16 protein-coding genes are annotated in these 16153 nt (G+C 70.9%); 5 read left to right on the forward strand and 11 right to left on the reverse strand.

Going from position 1 to position 16153, the window contains the following annotated elements:
• Positions 1-107 precede the first annotated feature (107 nt).
• Genes purH through HNR20_RS10160 form a run of 3 tightly spaced genes read right to left on the reverse strand, consistent with a single transcriptional unit; the run spans position 108 to position 2470 of the window.
• Positions 108-1679: a bifunctional phosphoribosylaminoimidazolecarboxamide formyltransferase/IMP cyclohydrolase gene (purH, locus tag HNR20_RS10150; protein WP_184178517.1), complete on the reverse strand. Its 1572-nt coding sequence runs from the start codon at positions 1677-1679 to the stop codon at positions 108-110.
• Positions 1676-2296, reverse strand: a complete 621-nt coding sequence (purN, locus tag HNR20_RS10155) for a phosphoribosylglycinamide formyltransferase (protein ID WP_184178520.1) — start codon at positions 2294-2296, stop codon at positions 1676-1678. The genes purH and purN overlap by 4 nt, the downstream gene beginning before the upstream one ends.
• Positions 2297-2317: 21 nt before the next feature.
• Entirely contained in the window at positions 2318-2470 is a 153-nt protein-coding gene (locus HNR20_RS10160; RefSeq protein ID WP_184178521.1) for a hypothetical protein, read from the reverse strand.
• Between the two features lie 156 nt (positions 2471-2626).
• Between HNR20_RS10160 and HNR20_RS10165 the strand changes: the two genes are divergently transcribed.
• Positions 2627-3148: a DUF4190 domain-containing protein gene (locus HNR20_RS10165; protein WP_184178523.1), complete on the forward strand. Its 522-nt coding sequence runs from the start codon at positions 2627-2629 to the stop codon at positions 3146-3148.
• Positions 3149-3203: 55 nt separating this feature from the next.
• Here the strand turns inward: HNR20_RS10165 and HNR20_RS10170 are convergent, their stop codons facing one another.
• Positions 3204-4493, reverse strand: a complete 1290-nt coding sequence (locus tag HNR20_RS10170) for a cell division protein PerM (RefSeq protein ID WP_184178525.1) — start codon at positions 4491-4493, stop codon at positions 3204-3206.
• Between the two features lie 197 nt (positions 4494-4690).
• Here HNR20_RS10170 and HNR20_RS10175 point away from each other — a divergent pair, with 197 nt between their 5' ends.
• A complete protein-coding gene (locus HNR20_RS10175) occupies positions 4691-4957 on the forward strand; it encodes a DUF4190 domain-containing protein (protein WP_184178527.1) in 267 nt (88 codons plus the stop codon).
• On the opposite strand, the gene HNR20_RS10180 is transcribed toward HNR20_RS10175, so the two are convergent.
• The 4 genes from HNR20_RS10180 to icmB all read right to left on the reverse strand — a co-directional run bounded on the left by HNR20_RS10180 (position 4853) and on the right by icmB (position 8477).
• Positions 4853-5452 (reverse strand): GNAT family N-acetyltransferase, encoded by a 600-nt coding sequence (locus HNR20_RS10180; RefSeq protein WP_184178529.1) that lies wholly within the window; start codon positions 5450-5452, stop codon positions 4853-4855. The genes HNR20_RS10175 and HNR20_RS10180 overlap by 105 nt on opposite strands.
• A gap of 93 nt (positions 5453-5545) precedes the next feature.
• Positions 5546-6433 (reverse strand): succinate--CoA ligase subunit alpha, encoded by an 888-nt coding sequence (gene sucD, locus HNR20_RS10185; RefSeq protein ID WP_110563005.1) that lies wholly within the window; start codon positions 6431-6433, stop codon positions 5546-5548.
• A 2-nt stretch (positions 6434-6435) separates the two neighbouring features.
• Positions 6436-7614 (reverse strand): ADP-forming succinate--CoA ligase subunit beta, encoded by a 1179-nt coding sequence (gene sucC / locus HNR20_RS10190; RefSeq protein WP_184178531.1) that lies wholly within the window; start codon positions 7612-7614, stop codon positions 6436-6438.
• 458 nt (positions 7615-8072) lie between these two features.
• Positions 8073-8477 (reverse strand): coenzyme B12-dependent isobutyryl CoA mutase small subunit, encoded by a 405-nt coding sequence (icmB, locus tag HNR20_RS10195; RefSeq protein ID WP_030491849.1) that lies wholly within the window; start codon positions 8475-8477, stop codon positions 8073-8075.
• 459 nt (positions 8478-8936) lie between these two features.
• On the opposite strand from icmB, the gene HNR20_RS10200 reads away from it, so the two are divergent.
• Both HNR20_RS10200 and HNR20_RS10205 read left to right on the forward strand, forming a co-directional pair.
• Positions 8937-9644, forward strand: a complete 708-nt coding sequence (locus HNR20_RS10200; RefSeq protein WP_184178533.1) for a M23 family metallopeptidase — start codon at positions 8937-8939, stop codon at positions 9642-9644.
• A 273-nt stretch (positions 9645-9917) separates the two neighbouring features.
• Entirely contained in the window at positions 9918-10691 is a 774-nt protein-coding gene (locus HNR20_RS10205) for a M23 family metallopeptidase (RefSeq protein ID WP_184178535.1), read from the forward strand.
• A 132-nt stretch (positions 10692-10823) separates the two neighbouring features.
• On the opposite strand, the gene pcrA is transcribed toward HNR20_RS10205, so the two are convergent.
• Entirely contained in the window at positions 10824-13229 is a 2406-nt protein-coding gene (gene pcrA / locus HNR20_RS10210; RefSeq protein WP_184178537.1) for a DNA helicase PcrA, read from the reverse strand.
• 350 nt (positions 13230-13579) lie between these two features.
• On the opposite strand from pcrA, the gene HNR20_RS10215 reads away from it, so the two are divergent.
• A complete protein-coding gene (locus tag HNR20_RS10215) occupies positions 13580-13891 on the forward strand; it encodes a chorismate mutase (protein WP_229687079.1) in 312 nt (103 codons plus the stop codon).
• Between the two features lie 210 nt (positions 13892-14101).
• Here HNR20_RS10215 and HNR20_RS10220 read toward each other — a convergent pair whose 3' ends face one another.
• Both HNR20_RS10220 and HNR20_RS10225 read right to left on the reverse strand, forming a co-directional pair.
• A complete protein-coding gene (locus tag HNR20_RS10220; RefSeq protein WP_184178541.1) occupies positions 14102-15115 on the reverse strand; it encodes an ABC transporter ATP-binding protein in 1014 nt (337 codons plus the stop codon).
• A complete protein-coding gene (locus tag HNR20_RS10225) occupies positions 15108-16136 on the reverse strand; it encodes an ABC transporter ATP-binding protein (RefSeq protein ID WP_184188283.1) in 1029 nt (342 codons plus the stop codon). The genes HNR20_RS10220 and HNR20_RS10225 overlap by 8 nt, the downstream gene beginning before the upstream one ends.
• Positions 16137-16153: the final 17 nt, after the last annotated feature.

Here is a 16153-nt window from a genome sequence, read left to right on the forward strand (position 1 = left end):
CGCCGCGCTCCGTCCCGTCCCTGTTGATCATGAAATTATTGTCCCGACACGCCGAACGGCCGGGCAATAACTTCATGATCAACGGGGGCGGGACAGAGGGACCGGGGTTAGTGGAAGAAGTGGCGGGTTTTCGTCAGGTACATCGTTACGTTGGCCTTCTTGGCCGCTTCGATTACCTCTTCGTCGCGGATCGAGCCGCCGGGCTGGACGATGGCGCGGACGCCTGCGTCGATGAGGATCTGCGGGCCGTCGGCGAACGGGAAGAACGCGTCCGAGGCGGCGACCGAGCCACGGGCCCGATCGGCACCCGCGCGGCTGACCGCGAGCTGCGCCGAGTCGACCCGGTTGACCTGACCCATGCCGACGCCGACGGTGGCACCGTCCTTGGCGAGCAGGATCGCGTTGCTCTTCACCGCGCGGACCGCCCGCCACGCGAACGCGAGGTCCCGCAGCAGCTCCTCATCGGCGGCCTCGCCGGTCGCCAACTGCCAGGTCGCCGGGTCGTCACCGGGCGCGTCCACCCGGTCGGCGACCTGGGTCAGCACGCCACCGGTCACCGGCCGCCACTCGACCTTCGCCGGGCTCCAGGCCGGCGCGCGCAGCAGCCGGATGTTCTTCTTGCCCTGCAGCACCTCGACCGCGCCCTCGTCGAAGCCGGGGGCGACCACCACCTCGGTGAAGATGTCGGCGACCTGCCGGGCCAGCTCGACCGAGACCGGCCGGTTGACCGCGATCACGCCCCCGTACGCCGACACCGGGTCGCAGGCGTGCGCCTTGCGGTGCGCCTCGGCCACGTCCGCGCCCACCGCGATGCCGCACGGGTTGGCGTGCTTGATGATCGCCACCGCGGGCTCGTCGGCGAAGTCGTTCGCGGCCCGCCAGGCGGCGTCCGCGTCGACGTAGTTGTTGTACGACATCTCCTTGCCGTGCAGCTGCTCGGCCTGGGCCAGCCCCGCCGGGGCGTCCGGGTCGGTGTAGAGCGCGGCAGGCTGGTGCGGGTTCTCCCCGTAGCGCAGCACGGTCGACTTGCGCAGCGCCGACCCGGTGAACGCCGGCCACGAGTCGTCGGCCGGAGCCAGCTCCTGGGCGCACCACTGGGCCACCGCCACGTCGTACTCGGCGATGTCGGCGAACGCCCGCGCTGCCAACGCGCGACGCTGGGCGAGGGTGAAGCCGCCCTCGTCGAGCGCGCCGACCAGCGCCGGGTAACCGGTCGGGTCGGTGAGCACGGCGACCGAGGCGTGGTTCTTGGCGGCGGCCCGCACCATGGCCGGGCCACCGATGTCGATCTGCTCGACGCACTCCTCGACGCCGGCGCCGGAGGCGACGGTCGCCTGGAAGGGGTAGAGGTTGGAGACCAACAGGTCGAACGCGGAGACCCCCAGCTCGTCGAGCTGTGCCACGTGCGTGTCCTTGCGCAGGTCGGCGAGGAGGCCCGCGTGCACCTTCGGGTGCAGGGTCTTCACCCGGCCGTCGAGCACCTCGGGGAACCCGGTCACCGTCTCCACCGGCGTCACCGGCACACCGGCGGCGGCGATGGTGCCCGCCGTGCTGCCGGTTGACACGATCTCCACGCCGGCGGCGTGCAGGGCCTGAGCCAGCTCGACCAGCCCGGTCTTGTCGTAGACGCTGACCAGCGCCCGCCTGATCGGGCGGCGCCCGTCCTGAGTGGGACTCACGGAACCGTGACCTTCCTTCCGGTGATGGTCCAGCCTTCGCGGACCAGGCGACCGACCTGCTCGACGAGCTGGTGCCGCTCGGCTTCCTTGATGCGCTCGGTGAGCGTGTCCACGTCGTCGTCGTCCAGCACCGGCACCGCGACCTGCGCGACGATCGGCCCGGTGTCCATGCCGGCGTCGACGAAGAAGAGGGTGGCCCCGGTGAGCTTCACGCCGTAGGCGAGGGCGTCACGCGGGCCGTGGATGCCGGGGAACGCCGGCAGCAGCGTGTTGTGGGTGTTCAGGTAGCGGTCGCCGAAGGCGGCGAGGAACTGCGGGCCGACCAGCTTGAGGAAACCGGCGGAGATGACCAGGTCGGGTTGGTGCTTCGCGACGTGCGCGGTGAGCGCGGCGTCCCAGTCCTCGCGGGTGTCGTGGTCGCGGACCCGCTCGACGAAGGTCGGCACCCCGGCCGCGTCGGCCCGGTCCAGGCCCGCGATGCCGTCGCGGTCCGCGCCGACCGCGACGATCTGTGCACCGTACGCGGGATCGACGGCGGCATCCAGCAACGACTGAAGGTTGCTTCCGGAGCCGGAGATGAGGACGACGATGCGGGCGACAGACGCGGGCTCGGTCACCGGGCCACCCTATCGGGCAGGTCAGGAGGCCCTTCGGCTGGGCGGCGCGCCGATCGTGACAGTGCTGACGAGCATCGACCCGGTACGCTGCCGCTCACTCGGGCCGAACGCCGCGCCGACCCGCGCCCCGTCACTGACCCGGCAGGCCAGCAGGGTCGCTGAGATGAGGAGCACCCATGCCGCCCGGTCCCCACTCCCAACGGCAGCCGTCGATCGACGGCAACATGACGATGTCGTCGTGTTGCTGTGCTGTGCATTCGGAGGACTGGCAGCGATCATGGTTGGAAACAACAGCAGCAACTGACGGAACCAGTTCAAGGAGTTTCTCGAATGCAACCCGGTAACCCCGGCCAGGACCCGTACGGCCAGCAGCCCAACCAGGACCCGACCGCTCCCCAGCCGCCGCACGACCCGTACGGTCAGCCGCCCGCCGCTCCCTACGGCCAGCAGCCGGCTAACCCGTACGGTCAGCCGCCGGCCGCCCCGTACGGTCAGCCGCCGGTCTCCGGTCAGCCGTACGGCCAGCAGCAGCCCCCGTACGGCGGCGGCCCGACGTACCCGAACGCCGGCTACCCGCAGGCGCAGGGGCAGAACAACACCCTCGGCCTGGTGGCGCTGATCCTCGGTATCGCGTCGATCCCGCTGGCGTGCTGCCCTCTCCTGGGCATCCCGGTCGGCATCGGCGGCGCGGTGACCGGCTACCTGGGCCGGCAGAAGGCCGCCCAGGGGCAGGCCAACAACGCCGGTCAGGCCAAGGCCGGCCTGATCTGCGGCGCGGTCGGCGTCGGGCTCGGCATCCTCGCGGTCGTCCTGAGCGTCGCGCTGAACGTCGGCCTGCCGACCCAGCCCTGACGGATCCAGCACGCCTGGGGCGCTCCGGATTCGTCCGGGGCGCCCCGCGCTCGTTCTACTGTGCGGGGGCGCGGGTCAGTGCTCGGGTGGCGGCGGCGCCGAGCAGTGCGCCGACCGCGATGACACCGGCCGCCACCGCCCCGACCTGCCAGCCCACCGGGCCGACCTGCGCCAACCGACCGGCACCGAGTGGCCCGCTGGACACCGCGGCGGCTACGCCGAGCAGCACGCCGGCCACCGGCCCGGCCAGCGCCGCCGGCGCCAGCAACTCGGCCCAGCGCTGCGGGGCCCGCTCCGGCCCGGCGAGTCGAGCCACCCGGCGGGCGAGCAACCAGCCGGCGACCATCCCGGCCAGCACCGGCACCGCGAGCAGCAGGGCGCCGAAGCCGTCCACCGGGCCACGCGGCAGGCCGGCGAGCAATGGCACGGCCGGCAGCGCGCCAACCGACACCTCACTGGTACGAACCGCGGTGTCGGTGCCGACCGCGAAGCCCGGCCCGAGCAGGTAGCTGGCGGACCAGATCGCCGCGTTCGGCGCGTACGCGACGCTGACCAGTGTGATGCCGGCCTGCCCGGCAACCCCGGTCCGGTACGCGCCGATCATGTCCGCCGCGTCGCCGCCGCCGGTCGCCACCGCCAGGCCGGCCGCGCCGGCGCCCGCGCCGAGCAGCAGCAGCCCGGCCACCAGACCGGTGCGGATGCCGTCGCGCACCGGGCCCGGCATCCGAGTGACGAGTAGTCGGGTCACGGCGGTGATGCGGGTCGCGCCGACCAGCGCGGCGAGTGTGCCGACCACCGCGAACGTGGCTCCCGCCCGGATCACCGACGCATCCGGCCCGTCGGTGCCGACCAGCACGGCCGCGAGCGCGCCGAGCAGCCCGTACGCGATGCCGACCGCGCCCGCGGCGAGCAGCGCCCGGCGCGGTGAGCGGGTGTCGCGGGCGCCGATCGCGCGGCTGACGTGCACACCGGCTCGGGTCAGTCGCCAGAGCGCGAGCACGGTCAGCGCCAGCGGGGCGAGCCCGAGTGGACCGGACTCGGTGTGCAGCGGGACGCCGTGCCCGAGCAGCCAGCCGGCCAGCGCGGTGCGCAGGGTGCTGGCCAGGGTGGTGGAATCCGTGCCGAGTTGGACCAGGCCGAGCACGATGGCGACCGGCAGGTAGGAGGTGAGGGCGGCCCAGCCGGCAGCCACCCCGGCGGCGACGGGCAACGGCGCACGCCCGCGTGGCGACCCGCCCGCGCGGGGCGCGGGCACCCGTCGGGCCGGCGCGGCACGGTCGACCGGCCGGTCGTCGGCGCGCACACCGCCGGGACGGCTGGGACGGTCAGGGGTGACGGGGGACATCCGCTCTACTCTGGCACGTCGTGCGGGCGGTGGCAGTCCGTTAACCCGTCCGGAGGGCGGCGAGTTGACCGAACCTGAGTCCGGACGGCCCGGTCCGGTCTAGCCTCGGCCCTGGGGGGCGCGATCGCCGCCACCCGGGTCGGGTCCGCCGGTCACGGTCCGGTCGGTACGCCGACCACGACCACCCGGAGGAAGCTGTGACGACGCCATACCCGCCGCCCCCGCCGCCACCGGCCCGGGGACGGGACCGGACCACGCTCTGGGGTGTGCTGGGCATCGTGCTCGGGCTGATCTGCTGCGGCATCCTCGGCATCATCTTCGGTTACCTGTCCATCCGGGATGCCCGACGGAACGGGCAGTCACCGTTGCTCGGCTACCTCGCCATCGTCTTCGGCGTGATCAACATCATCGGCGGAGCGATCCTGCGCTCGACCGGCAACTACCCGTTCTGGAACAACGACTGAGCGGGCTGGTCGACCAGCGAACTGACGCTGGAAGCGCAGAGCGGGGCGGCCGCCGATGCTGGTCTCACCGGACACGGTGAACCCGGTGCGTGCCAACACCGCCTGGGACGCCGGGTTGTCGAGGGTGGCCAGCGCGGTGAGACCGGCGAGCCGGTAGTCGTCGGCGGCCAGGTGGCACACCTGCTCGACGGCCGCGGTGGCGACGCCCTTGCCCGCGGCCCGCTCACCGACCCGGTAGCCGAGCTCGGCGAACCCGGCCGCGACGTCCACGAGGTTGACCCGGCCGACCAGGTCACCCTGCTCGGTCAGGACGACGTGGAAGTGGCACAGGCCCGCCTCCTGCTCGGCCAACAACGCGCGGTGCCGGTCGGCGAACCCGGAAAAGTACGCGTCGCCACGATCCGGCACCGAGCGCGCGAAGTACGCCCGATTCTCCCGTTCGAAGGCCAGCAGGGCGTCCGCGTGGTCGGCCCTCAGCCGCTGCACTGTCAGCACGCCGGCAGCCTACGGTCCGCGCGGCGCTCCGGTGGTACGACGAAGGGGGCCGACCGGCTGCGGTCGACCCCCTTCGGTGTTGCCTGGCCCGGCTCAGCTGCCGGACATGATCTCCCGCATGAGGCGGGCGGTCTCGGTCGGCGTCTTGCCGACCTTGACTCCGACCGCCTCCAGCGCCGCCTGCTTCGCCTCGGCGGTGCCGGCCGAGCCGGAGATGATCGCCCCGGCGTGACCCATGGTCTTGCCGGGAGGGGCGGTGAAGCCGGCGATGTAGCCGACCACCGGCTTGGTGACGTTGGCCTTGATGAACTCGGCGGCCCGCTCCTCGGCGTCGCCGCCGATCTCACCGATCATCACGATGGCGTCGGTCTCCGGGTCGGCCTCGAACGCCGCCAGGGCGTCGATGTGGGTGGTGCCGATGATCGGGTCACCGCCGATGCCGACGCAGGTGGAGAAGCCGATGTCGCGCAGCTCGTACATCATCTGGTAGGTCAGCGTGCCGCTCTTGCTGACCAGGCCGATCCGGCCGGAGCCGGTGATGTCGGCCGGGATGATGCCGGCGTTGGAGGCACCCGGCGAGGCGATACCCGGGCAGTTCGGCCCGATGATCCGGGTCTGCTCGCCCTTCGCCACGTTGTACGCCCAGAACGATGCGGTGTCGTGCACCGGTACGCCCTCGGTGATCACCACGGCCAGCGGGATCGCGGCGTCGATCGCCTCGACCACGGCGGCCTTGGTGAACTGCGGCGGCACGAAGATGACAGTGACGTCCGCCCCGGTCTCGGCCATCGCGTCCGCGACGGACGCGAAGACCGGCAGCTCGGTGCCGTCGAAGTCGACCTTCTGGCCCGCCTTGCGCGGGTTGACGCCGCCCACCACGTTGGTGCCGGCGGCGAGCATCCGCCGGGTGTGCTTGGAACCCTCGGAACCGGTCATCCCCTGGACGATGACCTTCGAGTCCTTGGTCAGCCAGATAGCCATGATCAGACCCCCGCAGCTGCCAGCTCGGCGGCCCGCTCGGCCGCACCGTCCATGGTGTCCACCCGCTGCACGAGCGGGTTGTTCGCGCCGTCCAGGATCGCCCGGCCGGCCTCGGCGTTGTTGCCGTCGAGACGGACGACGAGCGGCTTGGTGACCTGCTCGCCGCGCTGCTCCAGCAGGGCCAGCGCCTGGATGATGCCGTTGGCGACCTCGTCGCAGGCGGTGATGCCGCCGAAGACGTTGACGAAGACGCTCTTCACGGCCGGGTCGGAGAGCACGATCTCCAGCCCGTTCGCCATCACCGCGGCGCTCGCGCCGCCGCCGATGTCGAGGAAGTTGGCCGGCTTGACGTTGCCGTGCCGCTCACCGGCGTACGCGACCACGTCGAGGGTCGACATGACCAGACCCGCGCCGTTGCCGATGATGCCGACCTCGCCGTCGAGCTTGACGTAGTTGAGGTCCTTGGCCTTCGCGGCCTGCTCCAGCGGATCCACCGCAGCCTGGTCGACCAGCGCCTCGTGGTCCGGGTGCCGGAACGCCGCGTTCTCGTCCAGGCTGATCTTGGCGTCGAGCAGCAGCAGCCGACCGTCGCCGTTCTTGGCCAGCGGGTTGACCTCGACCAGCGTGGCGTCCTCGGCGACGAACGCCTGCCACAGGCCGACGGCCACCTCGACCACCTGCTCGGCGACCTCGGCCGGGAAACCGGCAGCGGTCACGATCTCGCGAGCCTTGGCCTCGTCCACGCCCTTCACGGCGTCGATCGGGGCCTTCACGACCTTGTCGGGGGTCTCGGCGGCGACCTGCTCGATGTCCATGCCGCCGGCGACGCTGGCGATGCAGAGGAAGGTGCGGTTCGCCCGGTCGAGCAGGTACGAGAAGTAGTACTCGTCGACCACGTCCGCGGTCACGGTGATCATGACCTTGTGGACGGTGTGACCCTTGATGTCCATGCCGAGGATGTCCGTGGCCCTCGCCACCGCCTCATCCGGGCCCTCGGCCAGCTTGACGCCGCCGGCCTTACCTCGGCCACCGACCTTCACCTGCGCCTTGACGACCACGCGACCGCCGAGGCGTTCGGCGATCGCGCGGGCCTCTTCGGGGGTAGTGGCGACGCCGCCGGCCAACACGGGCAAGCCGTGCCGCTCGAACAGGTCCCGCCCCTGGTACTCGTACAGGTCCACGATTGCGCGTCCCGTCCCGTCTCCGCGGCGCGCCGTCGCGCCGCCACCAGCGTTCAGAAAACAGTTTGACGCCTGTCATCAGTTGAAACAGGCCATTGGCCGCAGCCTAGCGAGGTCGGCACCACCGGCAACCGAGCGGGTGCGCGGTGTGCGGTAATGCACAACCGGGCATCGGATGCGGCCGGTTTCCGGCCATGATTCGGCCGGCATCCACCGTCCGGGCGATGTTGACAGGGTTGCGTAACCCGGCCGTGGGGGCGTCGTTGAGTCAGGTGTCGGAGCGCTGAACAGCGCGATGACGGGAGACGGCCGATGCCCTGTCGGTCGAGGGGTGGCGGCGGGGCATCGTGCATAGAGGGGCCGGACGTGTGAGGGGTGCGTCCGGCCCCTCCCCCGTGCCCGGAGCCCGATCGCCGACGTCTTTCAAGGCTGCCGTGGCAAGCCCTTGGCGAACTGCCTCAGGAAACCGGCTGCGCGACGTTCTGTCGGACCCACTCGACAATCGCCTGAGTGGTGGCGCCCGGCGTGAAGATCTTTGCGACGCCCAGCTTCTCCAACTCGGGAATGTCGCCGTTCGGAATGATGCCGCCACCGAACACGACGATGTCGCGGGCGTCCCGCTCACCGAGCAGTTCCAGCACCCGGCGGAAGAGCGTCATGTGCGCGCCGGAGAGGACGGACAGGCCGACCGCGTCGGCGTCCTCCTGGATGGCGGTCTCCACGATCTGCTCGGGGGTCTGGTGCAGGCCGGTGTAGACGACCTCCATCCCGGCATCCCGCAGGGCACGCGCGACGACCTTCGCGCCTCGGTCGTGGCCGTCCAGGCCGGGCTTGGCGACGACGACCCGAATACGAGAGCTCATCAGCGCACACCTTTCACCGGCTTCACGGCCTTCACCTGAACGAACGGTAACCCGGCGGACCCAGCCCCGGAAATCCGGGCCGGGAACCGGTCTCCGGGACGCTCACGGCCCGGGGCGACCACCAGGCAGCCTAGGGAAGTCCCGCCAGCGCCGCTGGCCACTGCTCCCGGCACTGCCCGCAGTCAAGCCGGACGACTCCGCCGGACCGGTCACGCTCGGCGACGAACGGGCAGCATCGGGGGCACCGTTCAGCGTCACGATGCGTGACAATAATGGACGCAAACGGACAGATCGACACGCCAATTTAGCGCTCTAGCTTGTGGCTGGCCTGGTGGTTGGCTAACGTGTCCACGGTTGTCATCAGGTCCATGGACGGGTGACGACGCGGTCAGCGGACGTTCATTGGAGCTTCACGAACGCCCACCGGCCGCTTCGGAACCCCGACAACGGAGGGTGTGCGTGCGCCAGCGCCTGTCGTCTGAGCCCGATCGATATCGCGGTCGTCGCCGCGTGCCCACCCCACCGCGTAGCCGTTACGCCGCTGTCGTCACCACCGCGTTCGTCGGGGCCGGCATCGTCGCACTCGGCGCGAGCGCCCTGCCGGATGCCAAGGACGTCAGCCCGACGGTGCTCGACGAGCTCAAGCAGGCGTCGGTCACCAGTCAGGAAGCGGCGGATCGAGCGGACAACGCCGACCGCGCCTCCCGGGACAGCCGCAGCAAGGACAGCGCCGAGCCCGAGGTGTGGCTGCTGCCGCTGCAGGGCTACGACTTCAACTCCCCCTACGGGATGCGCTGGGGCAAGCTGCACACCGGCGTGGACCTGGTCGCCGGCGAGGGCACTCCCTATGTGGCGATCCACGACGGCCTGGTCACCAAGGCCGGCTGGTTCGGCGGGTACGGCAACGCCGTGATCGTCCAGCACTCCGACGGCAGCGAGGCCATCTACGGCCACTCCTCCGCGGTGAGCGTCAAGGAAGGCCAGCAGATCAAAGCGGGCGACCAGCTCGGCCTGGTGGGCCAGACCGGCCACGCCTACGGCACCCACCTGCACCTGGAGATCCATGTCAAGGGCCAGCCGGTCGACCCGGTGCCTTACCTCCAGCAGCGCGGAGTGGACATCAAGCTGCAAGTCGAGGCAATTTACAGCGAGGTAGCCGCCTCCTGACGCTGTGCAACGACCGTTGACCGCCCGGATCTGTCGATCCGGGCGGTTTTTCGTTGGACGGACCCGGCGGATGTCTGCCGGGTCACAGCTCGGACTGTGACCGGCGACACCCAGCAGCATGATCACTTATCCGGATGTAGCACCGCACAGCGGGTCATATCCGGGCACGCGGCCCACGGCCGAGCGCCCGGCGGTGCGGTCCCCCTACCGCCGCCCGCTCGGCCCGACACCAGTATTTCGAGGTCAAGTGCCCCTCGACTGTGAAGGCCCGCCGTGCAGGAAGACAGCCCCGTCCAGAACGAGAACACCCCCGACAGCACCACCCGGATCGAGCAGCCGCAGCGCGGCGGCCGGCGCAACCGCCTCATCGTGCTCGCGGCCGCCGCTCTGGTGGCCCTCGGCCTCGGGGGCGTCGCCGTCGCGACCACCGGCACCGACCACCCGGCACCCGCCGCCGTCTCCCTCGACGCGCAGTCCCGGGCCGAGGCCGCCAGCCGGGCGGACCGCTCCGCTCGCGAGTCGAGCAACCTGGTTACCCCCTCGGCCAGCCCGACGCTGAGCCCGTCGACGGCAAGCGCCAGCCCGACACCCACGAAGACGGCCGCCGCGAAGGCCAAGCCGAAGCCGAAGAAGACCACCAAGCCCACGCCCGCCTGGGTCGACCCGATGCCGGGCGCCGCGGTCACCTCCTGCTACGGGCAGCGCTGGGGCACCCTGCACGCCGGCATCGACCTGGCGCTGCCCTCCGGTACGCCGATCCGCGCCGCGGCCGCCGGCACCGTGACCCAGGCTGGTGACGCCTCCGACGGGTACGGCAACTCCGTCTTCATCGACCACGGGAACGGCTACCTGACCCACTACGCCCACCAGAGCCGCATCGCGGTCACGGTCGGCCAGGCGGTCAAAGCCGGCCAGGTCATCGGCTACGAGGGCGCCACCGGCGACGCCACCGGCCCACACCTGCACTTCGAGGTGCACCAGGGCATGTGGAACCAGATCGACCCCGCCCCGTTCATGCGGGCGCACGGCGTGAATCTGGGCTGCTGAGGCAGAGTGCCGCGTGGTCCGCGCGCTACATCAAGGAAAGAGTGGCCTCAGTGGTACCGGAGGCCACTCTTTCCTTGATTCAGTGCGATCTTGCGGGCGGTGATCCGGCGCGCGCCGACCCAGCCCGTCGGGTCAGAGCTTGTCGACCGGGGCGTGCCGCAGCACCAGCCACATGGTCTGGTCGCCGAAGTCGATCTGCGCACGGGCACCCGGGCCGTGCCCCTCGACGGCGAGCACCCGCCCCAGCCCGTACCGCTGGTGATTGACCCGGTCGCCGGCAGACACCTTCGGCCCCTGCGGCAGCTCGCTGGCCGTGGTCAGCCGGCTGGCGTCCACGCCGAGCCGCTGGGCAAGCTGGGCCGCCTTCGGCGTGCCTCCGGTGAAGGTGCCCCGCCCGCCGGGCGCGCGGTCCGCACGACCGCCGACGCCGCCGCCCCCGCCAGCCCACGAGGTGTACGACCCCTCGGTGCGCTCCCAGTGCACCAGCTCCGACGGCAACTCCTCCAGGAACCGCGACGGCGGGTTGTAGGACGGCTGCCCCCAGGCCGAGCGGGTCACCGCCCGGGAGAGGTAGAGCCGCTGTCGGGCACGGGTGATGCCGACGTACGCCAGTCGACGCTCCTCCTCCAACTCGCGGGTGTCGCCCAGCGAGCGCAGGTGCGGGAAGACGCCGTCCTCCAGGCCGGTCAGGAAGACCACCGGGAATTCCAGGCCCTTGGCGGTGTGCAACGTCATCAGGGTGACCACACCCTGATGGTCGGGATCGTCGGAGGGGATCTGGTCCGCGTCGGCGACCAGCGCCACCTGCTCCAGGAAGCCGGCCAGGGTGGCCCGCTCCCCCTCCTCGCCCAGCGCCTCGATCCGCTCGGTGTACTCCCGGGCCACGCTGACCAGCTCCTGGAGGTTGTCCACCCGGCCCGCGTCCTGCGGATCCAGGCTCTCCTCCAGCTCGGTGAGGTAGCCCGAGCGGGTCAGCAGCGCCTCCAGCACCTCCTCCGGGGTGCCGGTCTCGGACAGCTCCCGGGCACCGTCGAGCAGCGCCACGAAGTCGGCGATGCCGTTGGCCGCCCGGCTGGAGATGCCCGGTGCCTCCCGGGCCCGGCGCAGCGCCGCGCCGAACGAGATCCGGTCCCGGCTGGAGAGCGCCTCGACACACGCCTCGGCGCGATCGCCGATCCCGCGGCGGGGGGTGTTGAGGACCCGCCGCAGGCTCACCGTGTCGTCGTCGTTGACCACCGAACGCAGGTACGCCAGAGCGTCGCGAACCTCCTTGCGCTCGTAGAAGCGCACCCCGCCGACCACCTTGTACGGCAGGCCGACGCGGATGAACACCTCTTCGAAGACGCGCGACTGGGCGTTGGTGCGATAGAAGACCGCGACGTCGCCGGGACGGGTCTCGTCGGCGTCGACCAGCCGGTCGATCTCCCGGGCCACCCAGTCGGCCTCGGCGTGCTCGGTGTCGGCCACGTACCCGACGATCCGCTCGCCGGCGCCGGCCTCGCTCCACAGCCGCTTGGGCTTGCGGGAGGTGTTCCGGTCGATCACCGCGTTGGCCGCGTTGAGGATGGTCTGCGTGGAGCGGTAGTTCTGCTCCAGCAGAATCGTCCGCGCGTCGGTGAAGTCGCGTTCGAATTCCAGGATGTTGCGGATCGTCGCGCCCCGGAACGCGTAGATCGACTGGTCCGCGTCGCCGACCACGCACAGCTCGGCGGGGTCCAGCCCGTCGGTGCCGGAGACCAGCTCCTTGATCAGCGTGTACTGCGCGTGGTTGGTGTCCTGGTATTCGTCCACTAGCACGTGCCGGAACCGCCGACGGTAGCTCTCCGCGACGTGCGGGTGGGACTGGAGCAGGTGCACCGTGGTCATGATCAGGTCGTCGAAGTCCAGTGCGTGCGCCTCACGCAGCCGGCGCTGGTAGAGCGTGTACGCCTCAGCCAACGCCCGCTCGTTGGGCCCGGTGGCCCGCGCCGCGAACTGCTCGGGGTCGACCAGCTCGTTCTTGAGATTGGAGACCTGGGCGGCCAGACCGCGCGCCGGGTACCGCTTCGGGTCGAGATCGAGCTCGCGGGTGACCAACTGCATCAGCCGACGGGAGTCGTCCGCGTCGTAGATCGAGAACGTCGACTTGAGGCCGGCGTGCTCGTGCTCGGCGCGCAGAATCCGGACGCACGCGGAGTGGAACGTCGACACCCACATCAGGCGGGCCCGGGGACCCACCAGCGCGGCGACACGCTCTTTCATCTCGCCGGCGGCCTTGTTGGTGAAGGTGATCGCGATGATCTCGCCCGGATGGACGTCCCGTGCGGCGAGCAGGTAGGCGATCCGGTGTGTGAGCACCCGGGTCTTGCCGGACCCGGCGCCCGCCACGATCAACAACGGCGAGCCGGCGTGGCTGACGGCGTCGCGCTGTGGCCCGTTCAGCCCAGCGAGCAACTGCTGCGGATCGAGACGCGCAGCGGCCGGCCCAGGTCGGTGCGGGCGGGCCGGCGCGGACTCCGGCGCAGGCGGGGACGCGGGAATGTCGAAGAGAGGATGCATCGCCCGACAAGTCTATGCCGCCGGCCAGACACTTCCCCTCCCGCTGCGCCGAGGTGCGGGCAAGGCCTTGCGCACCCACTGCCGACGTGGGCATACTCGACGGCGTGATCGCTGCGCGTTACTACTTTTACTATGGCACCGGGAGTCCGGCTGCCGTAGGTCGCGCCTGATCGATTCAGACCTGCTAAAGCCCCGGGCTCCTGGAGTCCGGGGCTTTTTCTGTCCCGGGTTTCGGGCACCGGGCACCACAGTGCGAGAGGTACCCGATGATGACAGACGTGATGGAGCAGAGCGGCGGCCCGATCCGACCGAAGGCTGAACAGCCCGCGGCGAACGGGAGGGAGCCAGCGGTGTCCACGTCGCCGACGGTCGAAACCGCTGGGCCGGCCGAGCCACAGACCGGCACCGCGGAGCCGACCGCGTCCGCGCGGATCCTGGAGATCAGGGGACGGATCAACGAGATCGACCACGCGCTGATCGCGCTCTGGCAGGAGCGGGCCGCGTTGTCCCACGAGGTCGGGGCGACCCGGATGGCGTCCGGCGGGACACGTCTCGTGCTCTCCCGGGAACGGGAGATCCTGGAGCGGTTCCGGGTCGCGCTCGGCGCCGACGGCACCCAGTTGGCCCTGCTGCTGCTCCGCGCCGGCCGCGGCCCGCTGTGAGGCGCACCGCTCGCAGTGCGCCGCACGGCCGCTGAAGCCACGTGGACCAGCCGCACGGTCCGCTGTACGCCCCGTCGGCGGGCCGCTGGCCTCCGGGGCGGCCGAGAGTGCCCTCCGGCCATTCGGCACGGGAGCGGCCCGCTCCAGGTCGTGGACAGACGAAACCGCCTGCCGTCGTCGTGGTGACGGCGGCAGGCGGTTTCGGTTGACCTACGCCTCGTGAGTGGCGACGATCTCGCGCCGCTCCGCGAAGTGGCAGGCGCTCGGGTGGTCCGAGTCCTGCCGGATCTCCAGCAACGGGACCTGCTCGGCGCAGACGTCCTGCGCCTTCCAGCAGCGGGTCCGGAACCGGCAGCCCGAGGGCGGGCTGATCGGCGACGGCACGTCACCCGTGAGCCGGATGATCGTCTTGTTGTGCCGCTGCGTCGGGTCCGGCACCGGCACCGCGGAGAGCAGAGCCTGGGTGTACGGGTGGGTCGGCCGCTCGTAGATCTCGTCCTCGGTGCCGATCTCGACGACCTTGCCGAGGTACATCACCGCGACCCGGTCCGACAGGTGGCGAACCACCGACAGGTCGTGCGCGATGAAGACGTACGAGAGCCCGAACTCGCCCTGCAACTGCTCCAGCAGGTTCATCACCTGGGCCTGGATGGAGACGTCCAGCGCCGACACCGGCTCGTCGCAGACGATGATCTCGGGCCGCAGCGCGAGCGCACGGGCGATGCCGATGCGCTGACGCTGACCGCCGGAGAACTGGTGCGGGTACCGGTTGATGTGCTCCGGGTTGAGCCCGACCAGGTCGAGCAGCTCCCTGACCTTGGCCCGACGGCTGCCCTTCGGCGCCACCTCCGGGTGAATCTCGAACGGCTCACCCAGCAGGTCACCGACGGTCATCCGCGGGTTCAGCGAGGTGTACGGGTCCTGCATGACCAGCTGGATCTGCCGGCGGAGGCGCCGCAGCGCCCCGCCGGACAGCTTCGAGGTGTCCTGGCCCTTGTAGACCACGCTGCCGGCGGTCGGCTTCTCCAGGTTCATCAGCACCCGGGCGAGGGTCGACTTGCCGCAGCCGGACTCACCGACCACGCCGAGCGTCTCGCCGGCGCGCAGGCCGAACGAGACCCCGTCGACCGCCTTGACCTGACCGACGGTCTTCTTGAACACCACACCCTGCGTGACGGGGTAGTGCTTGACCAGGTCACGGACCTCGAGGATGTTCTCAGACACGGTTCACCAGCTCCTCGGCGAAGTGGCAGGCGCTGGCCCGGCCGTTGCCCACCTGCAGCAGTGGCGGGACCTTCTCCCGGCACACCGGCTGAGCCATGGGGCAGCGCGGGTTGAACGGGCAGCCCGGTGGGATGTTCATCAGGTTCGGCGGGAGGCCCTTGATCGTCCGGAGCTGCTGCCCCTTCTCGTCCATGCGCGGGATCGAGTCGATCAAGCCCATCGTGTACGGGTGCGCCGGCTTGGCGTACAGGTCGTAGACGTCGGCTTCCTCGACGATCCGGCCCGCGTACATGACCGCGATCCGGTCCGCGACGTCGGCGACCACACCGAGGTCGTGGGTGATCAGGATCATGCCCATCTGCCGCTCACGCTGAAGCTCGGCCAGCAGGTCCATGATCTGGGCCTGCACGGTCACGTCGAGCGCGGTGGTCGGCTCGTCCGCGATCAGCACCTCCGGGTCGAGCGCCAGCGACATCGCGATCATCGCGCGCTGCCGCATACCGCCGGAGAACTGGTGCGGGTAGTTGTTGAACCGGCCCTTGGCGTTCGGGATCTTGACCTGGTCGAGCATGTCGATCGCGCGCTTCTTGGCCTCCGCGCGACCCATGCCCCGCCGGACCCGGAACTGCTCGGCGATCTGGAACCCGACGGTGAAGACCGGGTTCAGCGCGGAGAGCGCGTCCTGGAAGATCATCGCGATGCCCTCACCGCGAATGCGGCGGCGCTCCTCGCTGGACATGCCGAGCATGTCCTTGCCGTGGAAGCGGACCTGCCCACCGGTGACGAAGCCGGGTGGCGTGTCGAGGATGCCCATGATGGTCTGCGCCGTGACGCTCTTACCGGAGCCGGACTCGCCGAGCACGGCGAGGGTCTCCCCCGCGTCGACGTGATACGTGACCCCGTTGATGACCTTTGCGACGCCGTCCCGGGTGCGGAACTCCACCCGCAGGTCGTCGACCTCGAGCAGCCGACCGGAGGGACGTCCGGACCCGCCGGATCCCGGCGCGGACTGCTCAGACACGAGAATGTCGGACACTG

Origin of the sequence: Micromonospora parathelypteridis (genome assembly GCF_014201145.1) — a bacterium.
Taxonomy (GTDB): Bacteria; Actinomycetota; Actinomycetes; order Mycobacteriales; family Micromonosporaceae; genus Micromonospora; species Micromonospora parathelypteridis.

Coding starts and splice junctions, on each gene's coding strand:
- HNR20_RS10165 (WP_184178523.1), top strand. CDS start 2,627: ATGCAACCCGGTAACCCCGGCCAGGACCCGTACGGCCAGCAGCCCAAC.
- HNR20_RS10170 (WP_184178525.1), bottom strand. CDS start 4,493: ATGTCCCCCGTCACCCCTGACCGTCCCAGCCGTCCCGGCGGTGTGCGC.
- sucD (WP_110563005.1), bottom strand. CDS start 6,433: ATGGCTATCTGGCTGACCAAGGACTCGAAGGTCATCGTCCAGGGGATG.
- icmB (WP_030491849.1), bottom strand. CDS start 8,477: ATGAGCTCTCGTATTCGGGTCGTCGTCGCCAAGCCCGGCCTGGACGGC.
- pcrA (WP_184178537.1), bottom strand. CDS start 13,229: ATGCATCCTCTCTTCGACATTCCCGCGTCCCCGCCTGCGCCGGAGTCC.